Annotated in this window: 18 protein-coding genes and 2 pseudogenes; 7 read left to right on the top strand and 13 right to left on the bottom strand. The window is 46.8% G+C overall.

What is annotated here, in order from left to right; translation table 11 throughout:
- Positions 1-65 precede the first annotated feature (65 nt).
- The 7 genes from ACLGGO_RS28175 to ACLGGO_RS28145 form a co-directional block, all read right to left on the bottom strand.
- Positions 66-761 (bottom strand): hypothetical protein, encoded by a 696-nt coding sequence (locus ACLGGO_RS28175; protein ID WP_446421783.1) that lies wholly within the window; start codon positions 759-761, stop codon positions 66-68.
- 21 nt (positions 762-782) lie between these two features.
- Entirely contained in the window at positions 783-2,519 is a 1,737-nt protein-coding gene (locus tag ACLGGO_RS28170) for a hydrogenase maturation protein (protein ID WP_446421782.1), read from the bottom strand.
- A gap of 69 nt (positions 2,520-2,588) precedes the next feature.
- Positions 2,589-5,207: an MHYT domain-containing protein gene (locus ACLGGO_RS28165; protein ID WP_446421781.1), complete on the bottom strand. Its 2,619-nt coding sequence runs from the start codon at positions 5,205-5,207 to the stop codon at positions 2,589-2,591.
- Positions 5,208-5,740: 533 nt separating this feature from the next.
- Positions 5,741-6,172: an FHA domain-containing protein gene (locus tag ACLGGO_RS28160; RefSeq protein WP_446339610.1), complete on the bottom strand. Its 432-nt coding sequence runs from the start codon at positions 6,170-6,172 to the stop codon at positions 5,741-5,743.
- Positions 6,173-6,238: 66 nt separating this feature from the next.
- Positions 6,239-7,345 (bottom strand): ATP-binding protein, encoded by a 1,107-nt coding sequence (locus ACLGGO_RS28155; protein WP_446339609.1) that lies wholly within the window; start codon positions 7,343-7,345, stop codon positions 6,239-6,241.
- Between the two features lie 12 nt (positions 7,346-7,357).
- On the bottom strand, positions 7,358-8,905 hold the full coding sequence (locus tag ACLGGO_RS28150; protein WP_446421780.1) for a DUF5691 domain-containing protein: 1,548 nt from the start codon (positions 8,903-8,905) through the stop codon (positions 7,358-7,360).
- Positions 8,906-9,042: 137 nt separating this feature from the next.
- Positions 9,043-10,341: an SWIM zinc finger family protein gene (locus ACLGGO_RS28145; protein ID WP_446421779.1), complete on the bottom strand. Its 1,299-nt coding sequence runs from the start codon at positions 10,339-10,341 to the stop codon at positions 9,043-9,045.
- 152 nt (positions 10,342-10,493) lie between these two features.
- Here ACLGGO_RS28145 and ACLGGO_RS28140 point away from each other — a divergent pair, with 152 nt between their 5' ends.
- Positions 10,494-12,830: a glycoside hydrolase family 31 protein gene (locus ACLGGO_RS28140; RefSeq protein WP_446421778.1), complete on the top strand. Its 2,337-nt coding sequence runs from the start codon at positions 10,494-10,496 to the stop codon at positions 12,828-12,830.
- 120 nt (positions 12,831-12,950) lie between these two features.
- On the opposite strand, the gene ACLGGO_RS28135 is transcribed toward ACLGGO_RS28140, so the two are convergent.
- Both ACLGGO_RS28135 and ACLGGO_RS28130 read right to left on the bottom strand, forming a co-directional pair.
- Positions 12,951-14,165 (bottom strand): 2,3-bisphosphoglycerate-independent phosphoglycerate mutase, encoded by a 1,215-nt coding sequence (locus ACLGGO_RS28135; protein WP_446421777.1) that lies wholly within the window; start codon positions 14,163-14,165, stop codon positions 12,951-12,953.
- Positions 14,166-14,333: 168 nt separating this feature from the next.
- Positions 14,334-14,516, bottom strand: a pseudogene (locus ACLGGO_RS28130) (transposase); the annotation flags it as partial.
- Here ACLGGO_RS28130 and ACLGGO_RS28125 point away from each other — a divergent pair.
- From ACLGGO_RS28125 to ACLGGO_RS28115, 3 genes and pseudogenes are all read left to right on the top strand, one after another.
- Positions 14,502-15,284, top strand: a pseudogene (locus ACLGGO_RS28125) (RNA-guided endonuclease InsQ/TnpB family protein); the annotation flags it as partial. The pseudogenes ACLGGO_RS28130 and ACLGGO_RS28125 overlap by 15 nt on opposite strands.
- 505 nt (positions 15,285-15,789) lie before the next feature.
- Positions 15,790-16,518 carry a hypothetical protein gene (locus tag ACLGGO_RS28120; protein ID WP_446421776.1) on the top strand — a complete coding sequence of 243 codons (729 nt, stop codon included), beginning with the start codon at positions 15,790-15,792 and terminating at the stop codon, positions 16,516-16,518.
- Positions 16,519-16,752: 234 nt separating this feature from the next.
- Positions 16,753-16,953: a hypothetical protein gene (locus ACLGGO_RS28115; RefSeq protein WP_446421784.1), complete on the top strand. Its 201-nt coding sequence runs from the start codon at positions 16,753-16,755 to the stop codon at positions 16,951-16,953.
- Positions 16,954-17,477: 524 nt separating this feature from the next.
- On the opposite strand, the gene ACLGGO_RS28110 is transcribed toward ACLGGO_RS28115, so the two are convergent.
- Positions 17,478-17,633 carry a hypothetical protein gene (locus ACLGGO_RS28110; RefSeq protein ID WP_446421775.1) on the bottom strand — a complete coding sequence of 52 codons (156 nt, stop codon included), beginning with the start codon at positions 17,631-17,633 and terminating at the stop codon, positions 17,478-17,480.
- 205 nt (positions 17,634-17,838) lie between these two features.
- On the opposite strand from ACLGGO_RS28110, the gene ACLGGO_RS28105 reads away from it, so the two are divergent.
- On the top strand, positions 17,839-18,081 hold the full coding sequence (locus tag ACLGGO_RS28105) for a helix-turn-helix domain-containing protein (RefSeq protein WP_446421774.1): 243 nt from the start codon (positions 17,839-17,841) through the stop codon (positions 18,079-18,081).
- Positions 18,068-18,793 carry a hypothetical protein gene (locus tag ACLGGO_RS28100; protein ID WP_446421773.1) on the top strand — a complete coding sequence of 242 codons (726 nt, stop codon included), beginning with the start codon at positions 18,068-18,070 and terminating at the stop codon, positions 18,791-18,793. The genes ACLGGO_RS28105 and ACLGGO_RS28100 overlap by 14 nt, the downstream gene beginning before the upstream one ends.
- Here ACLGGO_RS28100 and ACLGGO_RS28095 read toward each other — a convergent pair.
- From ACLGGO_RS28095 to ACLGGO_RS28085, 3 genes are all read right to left on the bottom strand, one after another.
- Positions 18,780-19,946 carry a DNA cytosine methyltransferase gene (locus ACLGGO_RS28095; RefSeq protein ID WP_446421772.1) on the bottom strand — a complete coding sequence of 389 codons (1,167 nt, stop codon included), beginning with the start codon at positions 19,944-19,946 and terminating at the stop codon, positions 18,780-18,782. The genes ACLGGO_RS28100 and ACLGGO_RS28095 overlap by 14 nt on opposite strands.
- 76 nt (positions 19,947-20,022) lie before the next feature.
- On the bottom strand, positions 20,023-21,618 hold the full coding sequence (locus tag ACLGGO_RS28090; protein ID WP_446421771.1) for a serine hydrolase: 1,596 nt from the start codon (positions 21,616-21,618) through the stop codon (positions 20,023-20,025).
- 212 nt (positions 21,619-21,830) lie between these two features.
- Positions 21,831-22,619 carry an RNA methyltransferase gene (locus tag ACLGGO_RS28085; protein WP_446421770.1) on the bottom strand — a complete coding sequence of 263 codons (789 nt, stop codon included), beginning with the start codon at positions 22,617-22,619 and terminating at the stop codon, positions 21,831-21,833.
- Between the two features lie 418 nt (positions 22,620-23,037).
- On the opposite strand from ACLGGO_RS28085, the gene ACLGGO_RS28080 reads away from it, so the two are divergent.
- Positions 23,038-25,037: putative Ig domain-containing protein (locus ACLGGO_RS28080; protein ID WP_446421769.1), on the top strand; the 2,000-nt coding region annotated here is incomplete at its 3' end.

Raw genomic sequence — 25,037 nt, 5'->3', positions numbered from 1 at the left:
CCCCATCGACAAACCCGCAATTGTTCCCGACGCTCTACCGAAGTAGAGCGCAGGGCTGCTTGCGGTTATAGCTCAATATTTCCTTGGAACTGAGACCCATTCACCAGGGTTACGTCAAAGGTGCGATCGCTCGTCCAGGTAAAACTCTTCAAGTCAGGTTGAGCAGATAACTCACTGGAAGTTTTAGATTCCCCAGTCAGCAAATCCATCACAATAAACCAAGTTTTATCGAAAAAAACGGCATATCGTTCATCACTTGACCACTGCACCCAGTTCAGTCCCCCGTATTTGCTAATATTAACTTTTTGTGCTTCTGTTGCCAGAGCATCAACTTTATAAATCGACCAGCACAAACCTATCTCCTTGACCTCTATTTCACACGCTTTAATAAAGGTGTAGCGACCCGAAGGGGAACTCCCAGATACAATTAACCGTTTGGCATAGGTAACAGTGCCGTCGCTACTGTAGGACACCGGGATTTCAGATAAGAGCGTTTTGCATTGATAGACTAAGGTTTCCCCTTGAGTAAAGGTAAGATCACCGATAGTTTCTCCAGGTAAGAGATTGACCCAATCTGGGGAATTGATGGGGGAATTCGTCGCGGTTGTTGGAGATGCAGGGGAAACCGCCGCAGGGGGTTTAGCCGTTGCAGTAGATAACGCCCCATTGGTTTGAGAAGTCGGTTGAGTGCATCCCGCGATCGCGCCACTCACCAGGAAAACCGACATCAAAACCCGTACAGGAGAGTTCAAACACACCATAAACAAAAGGTTGAATCGTGTTTATTGGCAGAAAATCAGCGAACAGGTTATTTCCGAATGGGGCACCTGACGATGAATCGCTAAATGACGCGGTGTCTCGGACGCCGTAATTTTATAGACAAAGTTATACCGTTGTTGATGATAATATTGATCAGGCTCATAGAAATTCCGTCTCATTTGGGCTAACTCCTCACTTCGATAAGCATCTAACGGTTTAAACCGTTCATCCCGTTGCCGTTGTTCGTGCTTAAATGCTAACTGTTTCCCATAATCGGGATGGTGAGCAATTTCTTCGGCGACAAACTGAATCTGCTGGCGAAAACTAGTCGGTTGATCCGCAAACGCCTGATCAATCAGTCCAATTTCTGCGGCGACTTGAGTCCCCATCGGCAGACAAATATCCGTCAACTCTTGTGCTTTTTGAGAACCCACCCGCTTGGGTAAAGAATACGTCCAATACTCTGATCCATATAATCCCATGCGCTTATAATGGGGATTTAAAACAATCCCCCGACGGGCATAAACCTGATCTGCCGCCAACGCTAACATAACACCCCCAGCCGCCGCATTTCCCTGTAACGCCGCAATCACCAGATGGGTATCTGTTGTCAGAATGGTATGAATTAAATCATTCATGGCGTTAATATTTCGCCAAGACTCATCCGCCGGGTCCTCAGCCGCTTCAATCAGATTCAAATGAATCCCATTCGACCAGAAATCCTGTCCCCCCATTAAGACAATCACCTTAGTCTTCCGGCTACGGGCATAAATAAAGGCATCGCGTAATCGCCGACATTGGTCTGTACTCATCGCACCGTTGTAGAAGTCAAAATGCAGGTAGCCTACCTGATTTTTTTCCTCATACCCGATTTCTTTATAGGTTTGGCGGTGAGGGGAAACCTCTAACGGTACGTCGGATTCGGGGACTGTTTCTAACTCATTCGCCAATACCAACGCCGCTGGTAATTTTAAGGATAAGCGATTCGGGGTTTTCTGTTTCAGATGAGAGATCCAAACCGCCCCATCGACGGTGGCTCGACAAATCGCCCCGTGGCGTTGGGCAATAATCTCTCCCGGCGTTCCTTTTAAGGTATCTTCAGGATGAGCGCCATAGAGATAATACCGTTTGCCATAAATCCGATCCAATAAACCCGGTTGACTATCCGCTGAGCGGATTTTCTGGACAATAGTGGATGTAGAGTCATAACTCCAATCAATGGCTCGGAATCGCTGTTTCATATAGGGACGTAAACACCCCTGCACATCCGGTTTATTATAATCAAGGGGTTCTGGCGTAAATGTCCCCGATTCAAACCGTTCCACCGTTTGTAAAATCGCCTGAATTGCCGCTTGGGTAAGTTGGGAGCGATACAAACAACTTTTACTCACCGGCTCCATGGGAAAATTAACCGAAGCCCAGATATCCCCAGCATCCATCTCTTCATTTGCCTGTAAAGCAGTGACTCCCCAAGACTCAACATTATTTACCATCGCCCAGTCCAAAGCCGAAGATCCGCGATCGCCTTTGATACCCGGATGGATAATAATACACACCTGACGCCGCCAAATTGTTTCCGGAATCACCTGCTTGAGCATCGGGGCGATAATTAAATCCGGCTGATAAAGGTCTACGGCTTCAATCATCACCTCCTCGTTTAAGCCTAGTTCAATGGAAACCTGATCACCTCGATACGCCAACTCCAAATGAGTGCGCTGGGTTAGACTGTTGTATGCAGTCGCTAACAGTAATATTTTCATAGATGCAACCTATTAATTCTGTCTGAATCATGTCGTGATCAATGACAAATCACCAATCCCCAATCCCGATTAAACTTTACAGGTTTCACGTACCCGTTGCGGGGATACTGAATAGACGGGTTTTCTGATTGGAGTTTGAGACATGGGAATATCGACCCAAAACTCCGTCCCTTCTCCAGGTTGAGAGAAACAAGTTAATGTACCCTTATGTTTGTCCACGACAATTTGATAACTAATCGACAAACCTAAACCCGTACCCTGACCGACGGGTTTAGTGGTGAAAAACGGGTCAAATAGATGAGCTTTTACCTCCTCCGTAATCCCCTGACCCGTATCTTGAATCCGAATCCGTACCTGATCCGTCTCCTCTAGAACCTCTGTAGCAATCGTGATTTGTAACGGCGGGGGTTGATTATCCAGCGCATCAATGGCATTATCTAGGAGATTCATAAACACCTGATTTAATTGCCCCCCATAACACTCAACTTGGGGGAGTTGACCATAATGTTTGATAATTTCAATGGGAGGATGAGTTTCCTTTCTTTTGAGCCGATTGCTCAAGATAAGCAAAGTATTCTCAATTCCTTCATGGATATCAATCGGCTTCACATCCGCCTCATCCAAGCGGCAGAAATTCCGCAAGGATTTCACCAAATCCCGAATCCGCACCGCCCCCATTTTCAGAGAGCCTAAGAGTTTAGGAAAATCTTCCACCACAAAGTCCAGATTCATTGCCTCAGCTTGTTCCTGAATGGCAGCCGGGGGTTCAGGATAGTGCTGCTGATAGAGTTTTAATAGGCGCAGTAGGTCTTGAGCATACTGATGAGCGGGTTTAATATTCCCATAGATAAACGAAACCGGATTATTCAGTTCATGAGTAATCCCGGCAATCATTTGACCCAAGCTGGACATCTTTTCACTTTGGATCAGTTGCGCCTGAGTTTGTTGTAACTTCTGCAACGTTTGCTGCAACTTCTCCGCCTGCGCCGTCGCCCTCGCCGCCGTGGTATGGGCAGAGGTATACAGTTGAGCATGGTCAATCGCGATCGCGAGTTGATCGACAACGGCGCTAAGGAGTTCGACTTCACTAGAACTCCAAGCACGGGGCGCACGGCAATCGGTACAGACTAAGGCACCAATTTGACCCGAATTGGTTTTTAGGGGTAAGATAAGCTGAGCTGTAACCTCACAACGAGTCAGGAGTTGGCGTTGAGTGGCATTTAGGTCAGGGTCTTGGGTGACATCATTAATCTGAATCATCTCTAAATCCTGAATCGATTGGATCAGGGAGATAACCTCCGGATTAGAGTGATACCCTAGCTGACAAGATAAACCCGATTTTCGCGCCTCGTGAGTAATGGCAATACTGGGTTGTCCGTCGCCTTGAACCCGCCAGAGGAATTGACACCGATCCAGGTTTAATAAACTGCGGACGGAGAAAACAGCCGTGTCGAGAATCGTATCCACATCCAAGGAATTGCGAATCTCTCGCGCCAGATAATTCAGTAATGCTTCCCGTTGGGCAAGGGAATGAGCTTGTTGTTCCGACTCACGCAGTGCCTGAAGCGTCTGCTTCCCTTTGGTAATGTCGTGATAGGTAAGGACAATCCCCGCCACACTAGGCAGAAACAGCAGGTTATTGGCGATAACTTCAAACTCTCGCACGTCCCCAGCCATGTTTGGCAAACGCAATTCAAGGGTTACATTCGTGTTGGGGGAATCGAGAGCTTGGCTTAACAGACTATCGGCGATGGGAATATCTTCATTGAAGACAAATCCCCAGAGGGCTTTACCCAGCCAATCCTCAGGATTATAGCCCAACACCCGATGCAAGGATGGACTAGTACAGCGAATCATCCCCTCGGCTGTCACCACCGCGATAAAATCCGAGGAATTTTGCACCAACGCCCGAAACCGTTCTTCACTGTGGCGCAAGATTTCTGCTTTTGCCCTCTCCACATTCAGGCGTTGATCAAATAAGGAGGTAATTAGGGGTATGGCTAAGATAAACAAAGTCGCCAGGGCGATAAATCGAGCCAGCCACAAGTCGTTAATGGCGGGGGATGAAGGCACAACCCCTAAATCCGTCCCTTGGAAGCGAACCGCCGCCATCCCAATATAGTGCATCCCCGCAATCGCCAAACCCATCACGATAGCACTCGCCAGCTTCAGCAACATTCCCGAATCAGGTCGAATATACCGCAGTTGGAAGGCTAGCCATAGAGCAATCAAAGACGCCGCGATCGCAACGGCAATCGAAACCGCCACCAGTGTCAGGTTATAACTAGCAACCGCCTCTAATTTCATTGCCATCATGCCTGTATAGTGCATCGCGGCAATAGCCAATCCCATAACCATACTGCCCAACAACAGTTGCAACCACCCCATCTGGGGACGAGAAGCCAGCCACAACGCCACTCCAGAACCCAGAATTCCCACCACCATTGACACCCAAACACTGGAGAGGTCATAGGATATGGGCATAGGCAAGTTATACGCCAGCATACCGATAAAGTGCATCGACCATATACCAATCCCCATCGCCACTGCACCCCCAGTTAACCAAAACTGGCGAGTTCGTCCTGTCGCCAGCGTGACACGCCCCACCAGATCCAGTGCGGTGTATGACGCAATGATGGCAATTGCCATAGAAAGGAGAACTAGGTTGAAGTCATAGGTAGCGCTCATAGTTGTATCCGTGTGAGTTATATTACTTTTTACCCAGTTAGAGTAGGTCAAAAATATCGGCTACTTTAACAGCCGTTAGTGGTGAAACGAATTCAACCTTCACTAAAGAGTTGAATCACTACCGTTAGTGCAGTAGGGTTTCAAATGACTGACCCGCGCCAACCGTCTCTGCCTTTGTGCCTCAGTAGCGGGAGTCACGACAGGTTAGCGGCTTGAGAGCACGCCTACAACCTCACTTTGACCCCCAAAATCTGTCCTAATCCTCGCTGTCTGTTTGATTTGTTTCGATACCAATAAGTTTAGAAAGTATGGGGATAGCTATCCCGTAAAACTGACTATACCTAAATGTAATAAAAACAACCGTTTCTTGGCATGACTCTTAAGATTTAGATGAGACTGTATCTTAAGTCGTAAAGTAACCCCTTGGGACTCTGGCGACTGGATATCCTATCAGGGTAAAACGGTTCTTTTTGGATTGTGATTAAGTTCTGTAAATAGTCCTCAAACCCTTACCTACATAAGACATAAGACAGTTAATCATCAACCGACTCCCGACGGACTCTGTAGTAAACCGCCTTCACCTGGGGTCCAAAGACAATCTCCTCTTCATTTTGCAGATCGTAGCTTTGCCGCTTTTGACCGTTAATTAACAAACCATTAGAACTTAACTTTCCTTTAAGATTGCCATCAACAATGCGATAGGCATCATGACCATCCTCACCCTTTACTCGCATTAACGTGGCGTGGTGGCGTGAGACAAACTGTGAGAACAGACGAATATCACAATCATGGTCTCTGCCAATAGAATAGAGTTCACCATCTAAAACAAACCGATGTCGTCCTCGATCATCTTGAACGATGAGAACATGTCCCTCAGGTAAATCGGACGTATCTGAACTCACCCCGTCGGTAGATGACTGAGCCGATGAGGATGGAGAGTCTGGAGAAGGTTCTATGGGCAACATCTCACTTATACTCAAGCACTACAGATCATGGTAGCGACAGGAGTCGCCGACTGGAAAAACCTGACCCTAGGCTCCGAAATCTCGGCAAGCGCGATACAAGTCTGTCCAGCCTTTGCGTTCTTTGACCACAGTTTCGAGATACTCGTTCCACACCAGCTTATCTTGGATCGGATCTTTAACCACAGCACCCACCAGTCCAGAGGCAATATCCTCAGCGCTGAGATGTCCGTCGCCAAAATGAGCAGCTAGGGCTAAACCACTATTCACCACTGAAATTGCCTCCGCTGTACTAAGAGTACTACTGGGAGATTTTAGTTTAGTTTTACCATCTTCGCTGATACCACTACGCAATTCTCGAAAAATCGTCACCACCCGCCGGACTTCAGTTAAAGCGGGGGCTTGCACCGGGAGTTCTAAGGTACGTCCTAAGCTTTCTACCCGCTGTTGGACGATACTTACCTCCTCATCGATGGTTTTGGGCAGAGGAAGGACAACGGTATTAAAGCGGCGTTTGAGGGCGCTAGAAAGGTCATTGACACCCTTGTCGCGATTATTCGCTGTGGCGATAATATTAAAGCCTTTAATGGCTTGCACCTCATCCCCCAGTTCCGGAATCGGTAGCATCTTTTCTGAGAGAATCGTAATCAGCGTATCTTGGACATCAGCCGGAATCCGAGTTAACTCTTCCACCCGGGCAATTTTACCCTCTCCCATCGCCACCATCAGCGGACTACGCACTAAAGCATCCATCGAGGGACCTTGGGCGAGTAATCGGGCATAGTTCCAACCATAGCGAATCGCCTCTTCACTGGTTCCGGCGGTACCTTGAATGAGTAACGTTGAGTCACCGGAAATAGCGGCGGCTAAATGTTCTGATACCCAAGACTTAGCGGTTCCCGGAACCCCCATCAGCAGTAAGGCTCGGTCGGTGGTCAGGGTAGCGACAGCTATTTCTATGAGTCTGCGATCGCCGATATACTTAGGCGATACCACAAACCCGTTCTCTAGTGTACCTCCCAATAGGTACAGGGTGACAGCCCAAGGGGATAAATTCCAGTTTGGGGGGCGCTGGCGTTGATCCGCTTTTGCCAGTTCCGCTAATTCTTCGGCAAACTGTTGTTCTGCATGTTCACGCAATAACAAGTGTTGAGTTTTGGATTCTGAATGATTCACAGTTTTGTTTCCTTAAACTTGGAATTTTTGCATACCATTCATTTCATATCGTAAATTCAGAATTGCCAATACTTCGTCCATCACTTCCGTCCAATAGGAGGCTAAAGCTGACCGTTCTGGTACGATATTGGTTAAACGAGTCGAGAGTTCGGGGACAATATCAGGACTCATAAAATAGGCAAACTCCTTTAAAGCCGTAGACAGCGACCAATCGTAAGGATTATCAGTTGTAGCCAGATAGCGGCGTACACCCTCTAAAACAGTACCCGTCAGTTCCGTACTCCAAGGAGAGTGGTAATGAGTTAATAAGGTGAACGCCGGATGTTTGCTGTCAAAGGCAACTTTTCTAGATTGAAATAAATTTAAGAAAAAGCTATCTCGTTGTTCAGGATAGAGGACATCGATTAACCCAGAAATTAATTGATTTTGCGGGATTAAATACCCCTTAAACGTACTATAAAACGGCAGTAAAACCTCTGCCCATTCCGGATTCTGTTGTCCCATCGCCGCCACTGCCCATCCTTCAACCAAAGAACGATCCCACTCACTCCGCTTCGCGGCTTGTATCCATTCAGCCGGGGATTCTTCCTGAAGTTCTGACCAAAGAGAAAGGGGAGTCGCGGCGACAATTTGTAAAATCATCCAGGCTTTATTACCCAATAACTGAGGCGGCTGTTTGCTATCAATACCATCTCTGGTTATCTCTTGTTCATTATAATCAGGGAGGATAAAATCTAGAAGCAAACGGTTGCGCCTGCGTCGAAATGTAATAGCGGATTGGATGCGTTGCTGCATCCGGTGACATAAAGCCGATTCCGGTAACTGTGCCAATAAATTAGCCGCTTGGCGTCGCACCTCTTGGCGGCGGTCATCCAGCGCAGTGTCTAAAAATGGCTCATCCTCTAGGTTTAAGCCAATTTGAAAAGTTTCTAACAAGGCGATTCTGGCTTCTGATGGCTCTTGTTGCCACACAGCCACAAGACGTTCCCGTGCCGAGGCGGGATGTTCACGCCGCAGATGGTGTAATAGGAGTTTGCGGGCGTCTAGACTTCCCCTTGTCCAAGTTTGTTCGATATCCTCATCTCCCACATAATTCCAATCTGGATTATGGGTGGCTAACCAACGTCCCCGCTGACCTAAAATGGGGAGAATCTCAGGGCGTAACTGAGGTGAGGTGCGTCCGACTTCGAGTAACTCTGGCAAACAATAGTCTGGCACACGATATCCGGCTGTAGCGGCGGTGGTTAACCATTCGGGTAAGAGTTTTGCCCGCTCTTTTTGTAGCATCAATTTCAGATAGTGGGCGGCGCGGGAGCTACAGGGGGGTTTATCTTCAGGTGGACAAGGTTGGGGTAGGGGTTGATTATCGGTAATCGCCCGTTGTCCGGCGCGGTGATAGAGAGAAATTGCCCCAGCCGCGCTGAGTAATGTGGCTTCTGGGTCAGTAGGATTAAGTTGGGATAAAAGTTGACCGAGTGGGTTAGTTGCTGGAGTAAGCGTGAGAGTTCGTCTCTCTGTGCCAACTAAGGCGGTGGTGATTACGTCTTGCCAGAGACTCATTGAGGCTTTACCGAAGATGGGATGTTAAATCGATTTTAAAGGAATACTTAAATCAGGAACCGGGGCTAAAGATTGATGGTTGAAGAACAGACACTCTGGTGCAGTGCGGTGAAAATACTTGAGCTCCCTGATCGTTATCAAAACGCGATAAACTGATCTTGGGAAAAAGCACTTAAGGGAAAAAAGTCATCCCCATTCCATTCGCCAAACAGGGTGATGGGATGTCCCCCACTCAGGGCAAATAACTGCCAACCCTCTGTAAAGCTAGGGGTGAGGCGTAATACCTGATTAGCACCGTCGCGCAATGCCCATCCTTTGTTATATTTCTGGGGAATAACCCCTTGTAAACTGAGGGGAAATTGGTCTAACCAGGGTTGACAAGCTAAAGCATTTGTGTATTGAGTTAGGGCAGTTGCGATCGCGCGTTCCCCCTCTATCTCTGTAAACGGTATGGCTGGGGCGTGACGGGTTTTGACGATTGCCCGCAAGGGATAAGCACTGGCAAAGAATCCCAAGTCGGCGTCGAGGAGAGTACCGGGGATGAGACTGGTATCTAGGGGTTGAGAATGATGGGTAAAGGTAAGGATGAGGGCGAATCGTTGCGTCTGTTGTCCTTGTAACCATATCCGTTGTGCTTTAAGGTTATCCTGGTCTTCGATACGTAGTCCTAAAATTAACCAGCGATCGCGGATAATCGAGGTAGCGGTTTCTTCTTTTTGCCCCCAACCCATCGCCGTGCGGATATCGGATTGAATGTTTGGGGGTAAACTTTCTAGGCGTTGGAATCCTTGGAGTAATAGATACAGGCGTCCCAACCGTTGCAAAAGGCGTTCTTGCCAACCCACCCCCGTATAAGGAATACCCGCCATCTCCTGTAACTGACGCGCCAATCCGGGGGCTTGAGCATCAATCATCCGGGCGGCGACCGTATCCCAAAAACTATAGTCTTTTTCCGGTAACTTGGCTAATCCCTGACGGACTAAATCGCGCAACCAACGGTCTAATTCTTGCACACCCCCTGCCACATTTTCCTCCCGTTTGGCGGCGCGTTTGGCTTGAGCAACGGGATCAGCAACGTTTTCTGATTTTTCTACCTTTTTAGCTTGTTTTTGACGGCGAGTGGTAATCCAATCGTTGACCCAATCAGGGGATTGATTTTGATTAAAACTATCGGGTTGATTGGCGAAAAGTAATAAGAGTCCGAGTCCATGTTTGCAGGGAAATTTACGACTCGGACAACTGCATTTAAACGCCGTTTCGCCTAAATCAATTTGGGTTTGATAGGGTTGACTTCCACTTCCAAGACATTCTCCCCACACCGCATCCTGATTACATCCCAATCCTTGCCATTTTGATAAGTGTGCCAAGCCTTGACCATTTTGGGCAGACTTAGCATCGGGGGCGAGTGCGAGGATTTGTTCCAGAGTCCAGGTCATGGGCTTATGTTAGGGTTCATCCTTGAAAAAAAACAGGATAGGCTATGCAATGATTCCCCTCAGGATAGATACTCGAAAAACACACTACATCTAGATTACTAGTTGATCGCTCATCGCTCACTATCGATTAACCAGAATCGTCTCCACCGAATATGCCAGAAACTGACCACTTAATCCCCACAGAGTCAACCCCTTGGTTGACACTCAAAGCCGTGCAAGGGGTTACCCAAGACGAACAGGGAGTTGAGATTGACTGTGGCGGTCCTCGTCTGAGAATAAGAGTATTAGCACCCAACCTGATCCGGGTGCGTTTAGCGCCTCAAGGAAAGTTCAAACCGCGTCGTTCTTGGGCAGTAACCCGTGATGATAGAGAATGGTCTGTTGTACCGTTCCAGGTTCAGGAAACGGCGACAAGGATTGAAATCAAGACCGAGGCGCTGGACTTGCATATTCACCGAGATCCCTGTCGCCTAGAATGTTTTGATAGCGAGGGTCAACCCTTTGCCCAAGATACCGCCCTGAATATGGGGTGGCGAACGGGTGCAGTAGCAACCTGGAAACGCATCGAAGCCGATGAACATTTCTACGGATTAGGTGAGACGACTAGAGGACTCGATCAACTCACCAAGCACAAAACCAACTGGACGTTTGATGCCTTAGATTATGGTGTCCTCACCGATGATATGTATGTGGCGATTCCCTTTGCGATCGCTCTACGTCCCCATCTGGCTTATGGTGTTTTCTTAAATACAACCTTTTGGAGCCGATTTAATCTGGGAGCAGAACAACCCGGAGTCTGGCAAATGGAAACGCGAGATACTGAGCTAGATTACTATATCATCTATGGACCTCGGCCCCAGCAAATCCTCTCCACGTACACCGAACTAACGGGTCGAATGCCATTACCCCCTCGGTGGGCGCTGGGCTATCAACAATGTCGGTGGAGTTATGACACCGAAGCGGTTATCTATAAACTTGCCCAGGAATTTCGCACCCGACGTATTCCCTGTGATGTGATTTATCTGGACATTGACTATATGCAGGGGTATCGAGTATTTACCTGGAATGGCAGACGCTTCCCTGATCCAGGCAAACTCATCCGTCAGCTAGCCGAGGATGGATTTAAGACGGTGGTGATTAATGATCCGGGGGTGAAATATGATCCAGACTATAACTACCCCATCTTAGACCAAGGACTTGAGCAAAACTACTTTATCCAACGAGCCGATGGCAAGATATTCTACGGCTATGCTTGGGCAGATCGGTCTGTTTTCCCCGACTTTCTGCGCCCCGACGTCCGCGACTGGTGGGCGAACTTGCACCAAGGCTTTACCGAGTTAGGGATAGCCGGGATTTGGAACGACATGAACGAACCCGCCCTCAATGATCGCCCCTTTGGGGATAAAGGGGAGAAAATTTGGTTTCCTCTGGATGCGCCCCAAGGACCAGCTAACGAGCGCACCACCCATGCTGAAGCCCACAACCTCTACGGGCAGATGATGGCGCGTGCGAGTCGAGAAGGGATGCATCGATGGCGTCCGGATTCCCGTTCGTTTATCCTCACGCGATCGGGTTTTGCCGGGATTCAGCGTTGGTCGGCGGTATGGACGGGTGATAATCATTCGTTGTGGGAGTATCTGGAAATGTCCCTACCGATGCTGTGCAACTTAGGGTTATCGGGGGTAGCCTTTGTCGGGGCTGACATTGGCGGCTTTGCGGGTAATGCTAATGCTGAACTCTTTGCCCGGTGGATGCAGGTAGGAATGCTTTATCCCCTGATGCGGGGTCACAGTATGATGGGGACAGCCCAACATGAGCCGTGGGTGTTTGGGGAGCAGGTGGAAACGATCTGCCGTGATTATATTGAACTGCGCTATCGTTTGCTGCCGTATCTTTATACCCTATTTTGGCAAGCGGCTAGCACCGGCACCCCCATTCTGCGACCCTTAGTCTATGAGTTTCCCAACGACCGAAAAACCTATAGCCTCTACGACCAAGTTTTACTCGGACCGTTTTTAATGGCAGCACCCATTTACCGCGCCGGTATGGATCATCGGGCAGTATACTTGCCCCAAGGCACTTGGTATGACTGGTGGACGGGTGAGTCTTATCACGGACCTACGCACATTCTTGCCCATGCACCCTTGGAACGAATGCCCCTCTATAGTCCTGCGGGGGCGATTATTCCCATGGGTTCTGTGATGCAACAGACTCAGGAGCGTCCCCTGGATGAGTTAACGCTGCGAGTGTGGGCGGGAACAGGTGAGTGGACGATGTATGAAGATGATGGTCAAAGTTTTGAGTATCAAGGGGGGGCTTGGGCAACAACGACATATCGGGTTTATCCAGAGGGACAGCAATGGGTGGTGGCGATTGGGGAACGCCAAGGAGAATGGACACCTCCAGGGCGTCACGTCATTGTGGAGTTAGTGGGGATTGGGCAACAGGAGTTTGAGGATGATGGGACAGCTCGATGTTTGAGATTTTAGGGGTTGCTGAATAAGTATTGTGGTGGGGGTAAGTGTTAGGTATTAGGTGTTATAGCAATCGCCATAGCGGTTAGGACGCATCTTATGGTAGAGACTTTGCATGCAACGTCTCTACAACAGTTAAGCGCCATACTTGCGTAACCGTCCCCCATGTGCCAACGCTAACCCCATCAACTGCACCCCAGGACGTAATCCTAACATCCCCCGCCCACAAGCATATTCATCAAATGTCGCCACGTCATCCACTTTGGCATATTTGCTATGAATCATGACTGGGACAGGATGCCAACTGTGTTGTCCCATTATCGCAGGTGTAGAATGATCGGCACTCACGACTAACACATCAGGATTGAGTCTAGTAACTAAAGGCAAAAGCTGATCGACTTCTTCAATGACCTTTACCTTACCCTCGAAGTTACTATCTTCTCCCTTACTATCGGAATGCTTAACATGGAGGAAATAGAAATTGTACTTTTCCCCATAAACCTTTTGCAGCGTTTGAAACCGCTGTTTCATTCCACCGGGACGCGGGACAACATCCATGCCGATTAAGCGACTCACTCCCCGATACATGGGATAATCAGCCACGCAAACACCATCAAGTTTAAAGCGATCGCGGATTGCCGGCAAGGGTTGATATTGCTCAAACCCGCGCATTAAAATGCCATTGGCAGGATCTTCATCCGCTAAAACCTGCCGTACCTGATCAATAAACGATCGCACCAACTCGGCGGTATTCTTTGAGTCCTCTGATGCAGGCGTTGGATCTTTCGCTGGAACTCCTGTAGTTTGCGGATCAGTATCCGGTAAATTTCCCCCTAATCCCTGACCCCTTAACACAAATACCGCCCGGTGTTCGCTGACGGTTTCAAAGAAGTAGTCCCCTTCAAAATCCAAGCTAACATTTTCCCGAATCTTTTCACAGAGGTGGCGATTCTTCTCGGTAGCAATTCGACCCGCCCGTCTATCCGAAACATTACCCTCTTTATCAATCGTGGCAAAATTCACCCGCGCCGCGATATCATTCTCCTTGAGGTCAAACTCTATTCCCAACGCTGATAAAACACCGCGACCTACATTATATTTCAGGGGATCATAACCAAATAAAGACAAATGACCCGGACCACTACCCGGTGTAATTCCCGGACCGACAATTTCTAATAGACCACAACTGGATTCTTTTGCCAATTTGTCTAAATTCGGCGTCTGGGCGACTTGTAATTCCGTCCCGCCTCGGTCTGGATCTGGCAATCCGCCCACCCCATCTAGAATTAAATAAACAATTTTGCCGCCTTGTTGCCAAGCTAAGTCTTCCCAAACGGTGCTGATATCCATAACAAATAATACTGATTTCCCATTCAGCGTCCCTCACTGGCATTTTGAACTGAATGCAGTGAAACAGGCAATTTAACTTAAGGTATACTTTGCACGGTTATAAGGAGCAAACCTGAAAACCCCGTGTCTTCAGACCGGGGATGAAAGGGCAAGTGGACTTCAGTCCACCTAAGAACGTTGTTGTGCAATATACCGTTTAACTTGCTCAGTTGAGATGTTTCCTGCTGTCGATACAAAGTAGCTAGGAGTCCAGAGACAAGGGAGTTTTAAGAGTTCTGGAAAGTCACCGTTACGGAGGTGATGAGATGCTCTACCTTTGATTCGCTGCATGATTGTAGATGGAGCATCAGTACTTATCCGGTTAAAGCCATCAAGCGAGTTCGATTAGTTCGTAGGGCTGATGGGTATTACTGCCAGTTTTGCATTGACGTTGAGTGTGTTAATATTCAGCCAAAAACAGGTCAAGAAATTGGGTTAGATGTTGGTTTGGAGTCCTTTTACACCGATTCAAACGGACATCACGAGCCTAATCCGAAATTTCTCCGAACAGCCGATAAAGACATCAAACACGCTCAACGTCGAATTTACAAAAAGAGAAAAGGTTCAAATAATCGTCGCAAAGCAAGAAAACGGTATTCCAAGAAACACTTAAGAGTAAGTAGGCAACGAAACGAACACGCCAAGAGACTGGCGCGTAACGTATGTCAATCTAACGATTTGATAGCCTATGAAGACTTGAGAATTCGCAATATGGTCAAGTGCCATAATCGGGCTAAGTCAATATCGGACGCTAGCTGGTATCAGTTCAGATTGTGGATTGAACATTTCGCGTCTAAGTTTGGGAAAACCGCCATTGCCGTCCCTCCTCACAACACAAGTCAAGAATGCTGTATTTGTGGCAAGAAAGTCCAGAAAGAATTGAAAGTCAGAATTCATTCTTGCACTTGTGGATTAACAATCCATCGAGACATAAACGCGGCCATCAATATTTTGCTTCGAGCAAAATCTACCGGAGGGCATCCGGGAAGTAACGCTTTAGGAGTCGCAGCCTCTACATTAGTTGGAGCAATCCTGCTAGGGCAAGCTGCGACGTTGATTAAAGAATCTCCGCGTCTTTAGACCGGAGAGTGTCAAAATACGCCATTCTGAACGGAGCGATCGCGCACAGAATCTGGAGAGATGCTTGGCTCACAACTAAGCTGTTCGGCATTTAAACCTTAACGATTTTACTGCGTAATCCGAGCCAGCAAGCTCGCTACCCATTCCCAATTTAAATGCGTGAGAGCCTACGCAAACCATGACAAATACTCAGATTGTGACCGCTTGTGTACAGAAACCTTTTTAAAGACTGCTGTCGTTACTATATCGACGCTCTCGGCTCTATCTACCTGAAGGTAGATATTATATTTTCTCTAGGTAGAAGTCAAACCAAGTAATCACCGCTAAGCTTTTTCTAGCTAAATCTAGGGAATCGTGCCATTTTCTGCCCAATTTGGTGGTTAAGGATACCCATAGATTTTAATAGCACGTTTTGACAGGATTTCTCTACTCAGAAGGTATAAGTGTGAATAGTTTCGCTTTTAGACAAACTTGTTCGTTGCTCAGTACTATTGCGTTGATAATAGTGTCGAGTATACCGTCAGTTCGAGCGGAAACGGCGGAAGCCTCTGCTCACCAGGGAATGGATTCGCCATATCCGTGGCAAAATGTTTCAACCAGTACACAGAGTTTAAAAGGTTCAGCAGTGTCTCTCGATGAGAGCAGTTTACCCACCAATCATTCAGAACTCAACCGAACTCGCGATGCAGGAAATATACTCCCTGCAACTCCCCCAAAAAACCTGGCTCAGCAAACCGTACCTCCACCGGATGCTCCAACCGAACCCCTAGACATTGATACAACAGAGATATCGCCGGGTAGAGCGACTCGTTCAGGTTCAAGCTATATCGGAATTGGCGGTAATATTGGACTGGGAGATGGGGATACGGCTCTGGGTGAAACAAGCTTCGCTATCTTCAGCAAAATTGGCTTAACCAGCAATGTATCGGTTCGTCCATCAGTCCTCATTGAAGATGAGCCCACGATTCTGCTACCTGTAACTCTTGACTTTACCCCTGGTGTCACCGAGGTGACGGCGGACATCACCGAAGACGTGGGTGCTAGAGTCTCTCCTTATATTGGCGCTGGAATCGCTATCTCTACAGGAGATGACAGTTCAGTGGATTTGCTGGCTACGGGAGGTGTGGATGTACCTTTGGCGACTCAATTGACAGCAACGGCTTCCGTGAGCGCCTCGCTGTTTGATAACCCGGCTGTGGGACTGTTACTGGGAGTCGGCTATAACTTTAGATAATCTTCAGGGGGAACAGGGAACGAGGAACTGTAGGTGTTTTTTCGCCTGTGCTTTTCCCCTTTTCCCTTTCTTAGCCAAGTTTGTGATCAAGTTAACAAAGATTTGCTGGGGAATCTTATCTAACTCATTTCATCAGAAGCACTATCAATCATTGAGCAAGACCATTACGCCCAACGGGGACGACCAGGGAAGAAAACTCAACCCACTCAAAAAACCTATCACATTCAAGCCACCTTGGTACTGAATGAGACTGTCCTAGAACAACAAAAACAGCAAGGGGGTCGATTCACACTCCGCTGGATATTTCAGTGTTTCCAAGCCGTACATTTGTTAGTAATTGATGGGGTTAAGCAAATTGCCAATCTTACCGATGAACGAGTAAGAGTTTTGCGCTTTTTCTCTCAAGCTTGCCGGGACTACTATCTATTGTGCTGAATCTCAAGGGCTGATAAGCAGCTCAAAAATTTGGCTTTCCTTGCACATTGCCTCCCTCAAGCCTCAACAAGATGGTAGCTTGTTGACAGGTTTACATTCTGACGAATTAATCCTTAGCTAAATTTTAGCTTGCTTAATTCCCCCTATTATTAGCTTTTCCGAGGCGGACTTTTGGAGCGTCACCCAGGTGATTATCATTCTCATTCACATTTTCATTCTCAACCAGCCTGTCATAATCGCTATATTTTTTTGAGGCTTGAGCAGGGAAATGCCAAGTCTTTCTAGCTCGCTTTGCTGCTTGTCACCCCTTCAGTACGCTGCCTGTGACTCGATTGCGCTCCACGCTTATTATCCGCTTGTGACAGTCAAAGGGCGGAATGTGGGATTAATGTAGTCTTCATTCTTTTTCTAGATAATCAATATAGTCAAATCTATTGCTCTTGGAAAACCTGAAACCAAACCTGACACCGATAAAATTTTCTATGCCGCATTTTTTGGGGCGACTTTTAAGATAATCATAGTGTTCATCCCAACCCGACAGATATATAAGCATTAGATATAAAGGCTTCAAAAACTGGTAATGCTCTTAATGAGTCAACAAATTCTTGACCGCACAGTTGAATAGCATTCTTTTTTAATGGATTTAGATTGGTAAAAGCCTTAAAGTTTTTCTTTTCCATGTTCAGTTTCTCGATCATTATCCTAAAGTTGACATCTTGCCCACCTGGGCGAGTTCCCCAAAATAGTTATAGGTGGGCAAGGACGATACAGCTTGAAGTACTTATTCTATCAAGGCTGCCTTATCCTTGCATCTAGGAATACTTGACCGTGTTTGAATACTTTAGTCTGTAGCACTATTGTATTCAAGGCATTAACTTAACCTTAATGCCACTCAAAAAACTAGATCGTCTTTTAGGTTTCCAAATCAAGCGCTTTCGCACGGCGAAAAGTTGGTCACAGGAGTACCTTGCAGAGGTTGCCGATCTGCATAGAACGTATATTAGCCAACTGGAAAGAGGATTAAAAAGTCCATCTGTCCGGATTCTCTATCAAATCACTACTGCCCTCGGCATAACGATGAGTGAGCTGCTAGAAATAGTAGAGGAATCTCTGAATGCTGACGAGTGATGAAGTTGAGAGACTAAGAGAAGCTATCACGGCTACAATTGCCGTTCCCATTGTTGGTTCGATCGAGGATTATTCCTGGGAAGCTATATTTCATTATGTTAAGAAAATTCCGCTTTCTGATCCCATATCTGGGCGGACTAAACTTCTGCATGATGCTGTTGACATCAGAACTAAAACAGGTTGGTCATTAAAAACAATTCAATTATCAAAACTTAATCCGGGATTTACTTTTCAATTTGTAATTCAACGAGCTGATGTAGTCACAAAAGCATCAACACTTGGTTTTCCTGGCTTGACAGTAGACTCGCCACCATCAACTTTAGGAGAAGCTATCATTGACCATTGGAATCAAAAATTAATACAGGATTGCAATCTACAGGGAGTAACCAATAGTTACGAAGGCATTCTCTGCAAGAAGAAAAATGCCATTGATTATGTCTATGCTGAGTATCCTCTAACTCCACTTGATCCGGCTCAGTTTGCCTGGAACTGGTCTATAAATAGAAGTACGGGGAAAGCAGGTAAAGGACTCCAGGGAACCGTTAATGGTAAATTAACACTAATCTGGTACAAAAATCAAAAACAACTCTTCAAAGTTCAAACGATTCCAGAGCAACCCATTCGGATCACAATTGAGCGAAACCGTCTTACACCTGACGAGTATGTGAACGCCATCTTGTCAACTCTTCAGCAAAAGTTTAATTCAAGGTAAGATGATGATGAGGATTTCTATGGAGAATAGAATCAGCGATCGCTTTAGCTAATAAAGGAGGTACTGATTCTCCAATTTGATCAGCCATCTGAGTATATGAACCCAGAAAGTGAAATTTATCGGGATAAGAATGTAACCGTGCCGCTTCACGAATCGTAATAGTTCGATTTTGTGTGGGATGAAAAAATCTGCCCGAACCCGGATGAAAAACCCATCGAGTAATCGTTCTAGCGGGTTTATCCCAGTAAAGCCTGCCATAAGCGCCACTGTAATGCTTCTTCGGAGCTAGTTCTGGCGGTAAATCTCTGGCATCTTGCCCTTCTCTTAATACTTTAGCTCTGGACATTTGTATAGGACTTAATTGACGAGCAATGTGATTAACCAGCTTACTACTACCACGACGTAGTAATGCTTGATAGTCAGTTTTTGGTTCGCAAATATAGGTTTGTGCGGTATAGTCTTGTCCAGCGTCTAGTATGGGCAAATCTCCAATAGCATCTCTGACTGTCACCATTGGCAAGGCAACCGCTGGTAAAATACTTAATTGAATAGTCTTTTGATTAGAGGTGAGTGATTTAATATCTCCCTGATGAGTAGGTTCCGGTAGTGTAGGAGCCGTACCGTTCAAACAGCCCACAAAGAAAGCTCTGGCTCTGGTTTGGGGAACGCCATAGTTTGCCGCATTTAATGATTTGGATGTCATCCCATAGCCCATTCGGTCTAATTGTCGGGTTATCTCTTCTCTAATTGTGCCATTATAGGCTTTGAGGATTTCAGGGACATTTTCCATTACAACATACAACGGTCTGAATTCTTTCACGAATTCTAAAAAAGTTTTGTATAGCTGGTTTCGCTCATCTTTTAGGTATCGGTATCCAGCCGGAATGTTCCGAGAGAATCCTTGACATGGAGGTCCCCCAATTATGGCGGTTAACTCTTCTCGGTCTAATTGAAGCGCTAGTCGCAGCTCTCTTATGTTGACTGTGCGAATATCCTTGACCAGAATAAACGTTGTTTGTGGATAGTTGTGCTTAAACGTTGCTAAAGCTTTTGGATTTTGATCGATAGCGCATATCGTCCGAAAACCAGCTAAGTGAAACCCTGTAGTCAAGCCTCCAGCACCAGCAAATAAATCAATAGTTGTGTATGGCATATCGCTCAACGTCAACTTGAAGCATGAATTCCCCTTTTGCTTGAACGAATGACAAAGGACATAAGACATAAGACAATTACAAAATCGTCCCCTGCAAACCAATCAGCAATCCACTCACCATCATGGCAGGTGTGCTAATGGGCATCGAGTTCAGACTCGGTGTCACTGCTGGTTTATGGAAATAGTCATAAACCGTGCGGGAAAGGTTACGAATTAACTCCGAGGCACTCGCATCATTGTGGGGACGTTTCACCAAGGTGACAATGAGATACCGTTTACCTGTGGGCATATCCACAATACCCACATCTCCCAACACTGAACCAATATCCCCCGTTTTATGGGCAACCATCGCCCCTTTACCTAATCCTTGAGGAATTAGGGAATTATTTACGGTACGCTGCATGATATCCAACAAACGATCGCGCGATCGCAAAGTCAATAATTCCCCTTGATTCACCTTATACAGCAAGTTTGCCATGTCTCTGGCATTGGTGGTATTCGTTCCTTCTAAATCCGGTAAGGGGTTATTGATTGCCGTCGCGGTTAATCCCCAGGATATGAACCGTTGATTAACAGCTTGGATACCGCCGAGGCGATGAATAATCATATTGGTGGCGGTATTATCACTAATGGTAATCATCTTGGTTGCCACTTCCAAGGCACTATACTGCGTCCCAGGTTTTTGATATTGCATGTCCCCTGAACCTTTGGCGATCATTTCTGGTGTCATGGTTAGGGGTTCATCTAAGCGAATTTTGCCCGCATCGACATCTTGAAAGAATGCGACTAGAACCGGGACTTTAATCGTGCTGGCGGCGGGAAAGATGGAGTTACTTTCCCAGTCTAAGTAGGCGCCTGTATCTAAATCCACCACAAAAACACCAGGTTGCAATTTAGGATTTTTGGCGAGTAAGGTTTGCACTTGGGATTTCAGGGGAGTGATTTCTTGGCGCAATGGGAGGGCTGGGGTAATTTGATTCGTCGGGCTTTCCTGAGGATTCCCCTCCGCCGCTTCACTCGATTGCATCGACATTTTGCTGGTGGGATCTAATACTGATAATAGAGTTCCTGCGATCGCGCCAATACCAACGCCGAGAATCAGGAGGCGGATAATCTGAATCCATATACCCACAGAGCGTTTTTGGGAATGCCGAGTGCGCCGGGATTTCCCCGTCTGGGCGGGTTGAGAACGAGACGATTGACGCTTCGGTTTAGCCTCTGATTGAGTCGAGACAGTTGAGCGCTGCTTTTGCCGACGGAGGCTATTTTCCTGACGTGGGTTCAAGGGTTGGGATAGGGGAGTTGCAGCCGGAGGGTGACTCATCCGACGATTCCCCAGAGAAGTTTCTCTGATGGGTATCCCGTTAATCGCCCGGAGTTTTGGTAGCTTCAGATTTGGGTAAATCGAGGATTCACTGGGATACTGGGCAGAACGATTGAGGGGTAAGGGTTTGGCGCGACTGGGGTTTTGAGAATTAGGCTGAACCGCACGCAGTTGAATGGGGCGCCGAAGGTGTTGTGATGGGGAAGATGAGGGAGGATTAATATCCTCTCCCAGGGGCAAGGTTTGTCGAGGGCGGCGTTGACGAGAAAGCCGACGATAACGATAGGTTTGTCGTTGTTCAGACTCGATGCGATCGGTTTGATGCTTACTGCCCCTAGACACTGCCACTGAAAATACCTCCAACACAACTAAATTCTAGATATTTACTCTTCAAGCAGTCATGTAGTGCGCGTGACACTTAGGCTGGTAAGCATAACCTCAGCTAATTAGCTGAAGCTCCGTGTCTTTAGACCGGGGTTGCTTACCAATACATTCCTGATGGTGTGAACATGGCTATTTTCACAATTTATCGACTAAAAGTCTATATCCTAAGACAGTAGCTAGGATTCTGACTCATCCTGTTGTGACCTCGGCATAAATTGTACCGCCCATTCTGTCTGACGGAGAATACCTCTAAGCATGGCGACGTCTTCTGGGGTGAGCATGGCTCGGTAATACAGGCGTCTGAACTTTTCCATGCGGGATGTCGAGGTGTGGGGGTGTAGGTAGCCAATCTCTAATAATACGGCTTCTAAGTGTTGGAAGTAAGCCTCTATTTCATCTAAGGAAGCGGTGGTATGTACAGACGTACCATGGTGCGTCTGGGGAGCCTGTAGAGACGTACCATGGTACGTCTGAGAAGATGGGGAGGCGAGTTGAGCCAGCTCATAACAGCAAATTGCCACAGCCTGAGCTAAGTTTAACGAGGGATACTCTGGATTGGCTGGGATACAGACAAATCGCTGGGCATAGTTGAGTTCATCATTGCTTAACCCCCGATCTTCGGGTCCAAAAATCAAGGCAGAGGTGATATCATCCTCCAATAACCAGGGTAATGCCAAGCGTGGAGGTTCCAGAGTCGTCGGCAAATGACGAGTACGGGCAGTGGTTGCGATCGCGCGTTGACATCCCTGTAACGCTTCAGGCAACGTTGCCACCTGTTGGGCTGATTCTAAAACATCGACACCATGAACCGCCATCTGCCGCGCTTGTGATGCCTTCGGATTACAATGGGGATTGACAAGCCATAACTGGTGCAATCCCATATTTTTCATCACACGGGCAACTGATCCTATGTTTAAAGCACCTGCGGGTTCAACTAAGATAATTCGCACATTCGCTAATGTCATGCCTTGTCTGCGGACAGATAGTCTGCTAATTTACTGCCTTTGTTCCTATTCTCGGATAAATCGCGGCTTTTTCCCCACACAATCGCCTAAACCCTCTTCTCCAGCCTTTCTCTTCCCTGTCTTCAGGTTTATTCTACTTTAGCTTGATAAAGCCTTCATCATAGAAACACAAAAACTTTATGAAGATTTAGTAAAGTATCGTCAATTCAACCTGTCATTTTTTGATTCTTGTCCTATTGATAGATATAGAGGGTGTAATTTCCATGCGTTAAACTAGAAACAGGAGCGGAACTTGTTTATCTCATTTTGTTGGAGAAGAATAACTCATCACATATCGCTACACGACTCTCTCCTACCTTAAACCTTCTGAAAACGACACAAAGACCGTAATTCGCAAAAAATTTTCGGAGATTGAATTATGTCACAACAGCTCATTGTTACCAATACAAAAAACAATGGCTCAGGTTCCTTAAGAGATGCGATTTCCTTAGCTCAATCAGGAGATACGATTAAATTCAGTTCCAGCCTTGCCGGAAAGACCATTACCCTCAGAACAGGTCAACTGGAAATTCGCCCAGGGAAAAATATAACAATTGATGGGGCTGACGCTCCAGGGCTGAGGATTAGCGGGAACAAACAATCCCGCCTATTTTTTGTTAACTCAAATCAAGATTTCAACGCCAGCCTGACCTTAAAAAACCTTAACCTGAGCAACGGATATACTAAGGAACGCGGCGGCGCGATCGAGATCACTCACCAAGGCGCCTTAACGGTCGATAATGTTCAATTTAAGAACAACGTCGCTGATAACGGTGGCGGCGCAATCTACAGCGCCTGGGAAACCGAATTAACGATTAATGGCAGTACCTTTGATAAAAATAAAGCCGTTGCTGGAAATGATGAACGCGGCGCCGGTGCTATTGCCTTTGTCAGTCCCGGAAAATTCACCGTTACCAATAGTGAATTTACCAACAACCAAGGTATTAACGGTGGGGCAATTAATAGTCTCCAGGGCAAGTTAACCATTGAAAACTCGAAGTTCATCAACAACAATACCACGGCAGCATTTTATGACAAGGGAAACAAAAATCCATCCTTAAGAGGTTACGGCGGTGCCGTTTACACAGACCGCGCCAGTAGTGGAAGTGATTCAACCTCTGGCACAATTCGGATTATCAATAGTGTCTTTGACGGGAATAAAGGTCGGGCTGAAGGCGGTGCAGCTTATCTCTACACGGGTACGCAAGACAATGTAAGTATTCAAGGTAGCCTCTTTAAAAATAACGAAGTTTTAGCACTCCCTAATGGAGGGAATAAAGGACACGGAGGTGCCGTTGTTCAACTCAGTAATGGACTCAACAAAGGATTAGTCGTCCGCGATACAACCTTTGCCAATAATAAAGCAGCCCATCAGGGCGGCGCTTTATGGACTTATGACGCTCCAACTAAAATTATTAACAGCACCTTTTCGGGTAATCAAACCACTGGAGATACATCAGGGAGTGTCGGTGGTGGAATGACACTCTACAGTCCCACCGAAATTACCAACTCAACCATCGCTTACAATAACGCTAGCTGGGTTGGTGGCGGTGTATCGACTGGTAAGAACGCTAAGGTCAGCGTCAAGAATACCATCTTTTACGAGAATACAGCAGATAATGGCACAAATGATTGGGGAATTCAACAACACACGAGTAAGGAATTAATTGACAAGGGTGGGAATGTTCAGTATCCGCCGAAAGCCACAAAGAACTGGAATGATTACAATGCAACTGCCGGGATTAAAATTATCGATGCCCAACTGAATCCGTTGCAGGATAACGGTGGTCTAGTTCCGACGCATACTGTGGGGAATCCCCTGGTTAAAGTGGGGGCTTTATTGGTAAATTCCGGCTTAACTGGTGGCGGTAATGTGATTAATAATGTTCCCCTGTTAGTCACCGCTATTGCTGACCAAACGGCTGAAGTAGACGAATCCTTCACTTTAGATATCACCAATAAGTTTAGTGACGCTGATGGCAAGGATTTAACTTACTCTGCCACGTTAAAAGATGGAGGCGAACTTCCTTCGTGGTTAAGTTTTGACCCAGATCAAGGTACATTCAGAGGTACACCGAATAGTGGGGATGAAACCCTGAATATCTTGGTCACAGCCGATGATGGTCAAGGTGGGACAAAAAGCGATGGGTTTAAACTCGATATCGCCGCCGCACCTGTGGTTAACAATGACCCCACGTTACTCTCTCCCATTGCTGACCAAACGGTTGAGGTAGACGAATCCTTCCGTTTAGATATCACCAATAAGTTTAGTGACGCTGATGGCGATAAATTAACCTACAGCGCCACGTTAAAAGATGGAGGCGAACTTCCTTCGTGGTTAAGTTTTGACCCAGATCAAGGTACATTCAGAGGTACACC

The sequence above is a fragment of the Coleofasciculus sp. genome, assembly GCF_046565525.1.
Lineage (GTDB): Bacteria > Cyanobacteriota > Cyanobacteriia > Cyanobacteriales > Coleofasciculaceae > Coleofasciculus.
The sequence above is the reverse complement of the archived record's forward strand: the minus strand, read 5'-3'. Positions and strand labels throughout refer to the sequence as shown.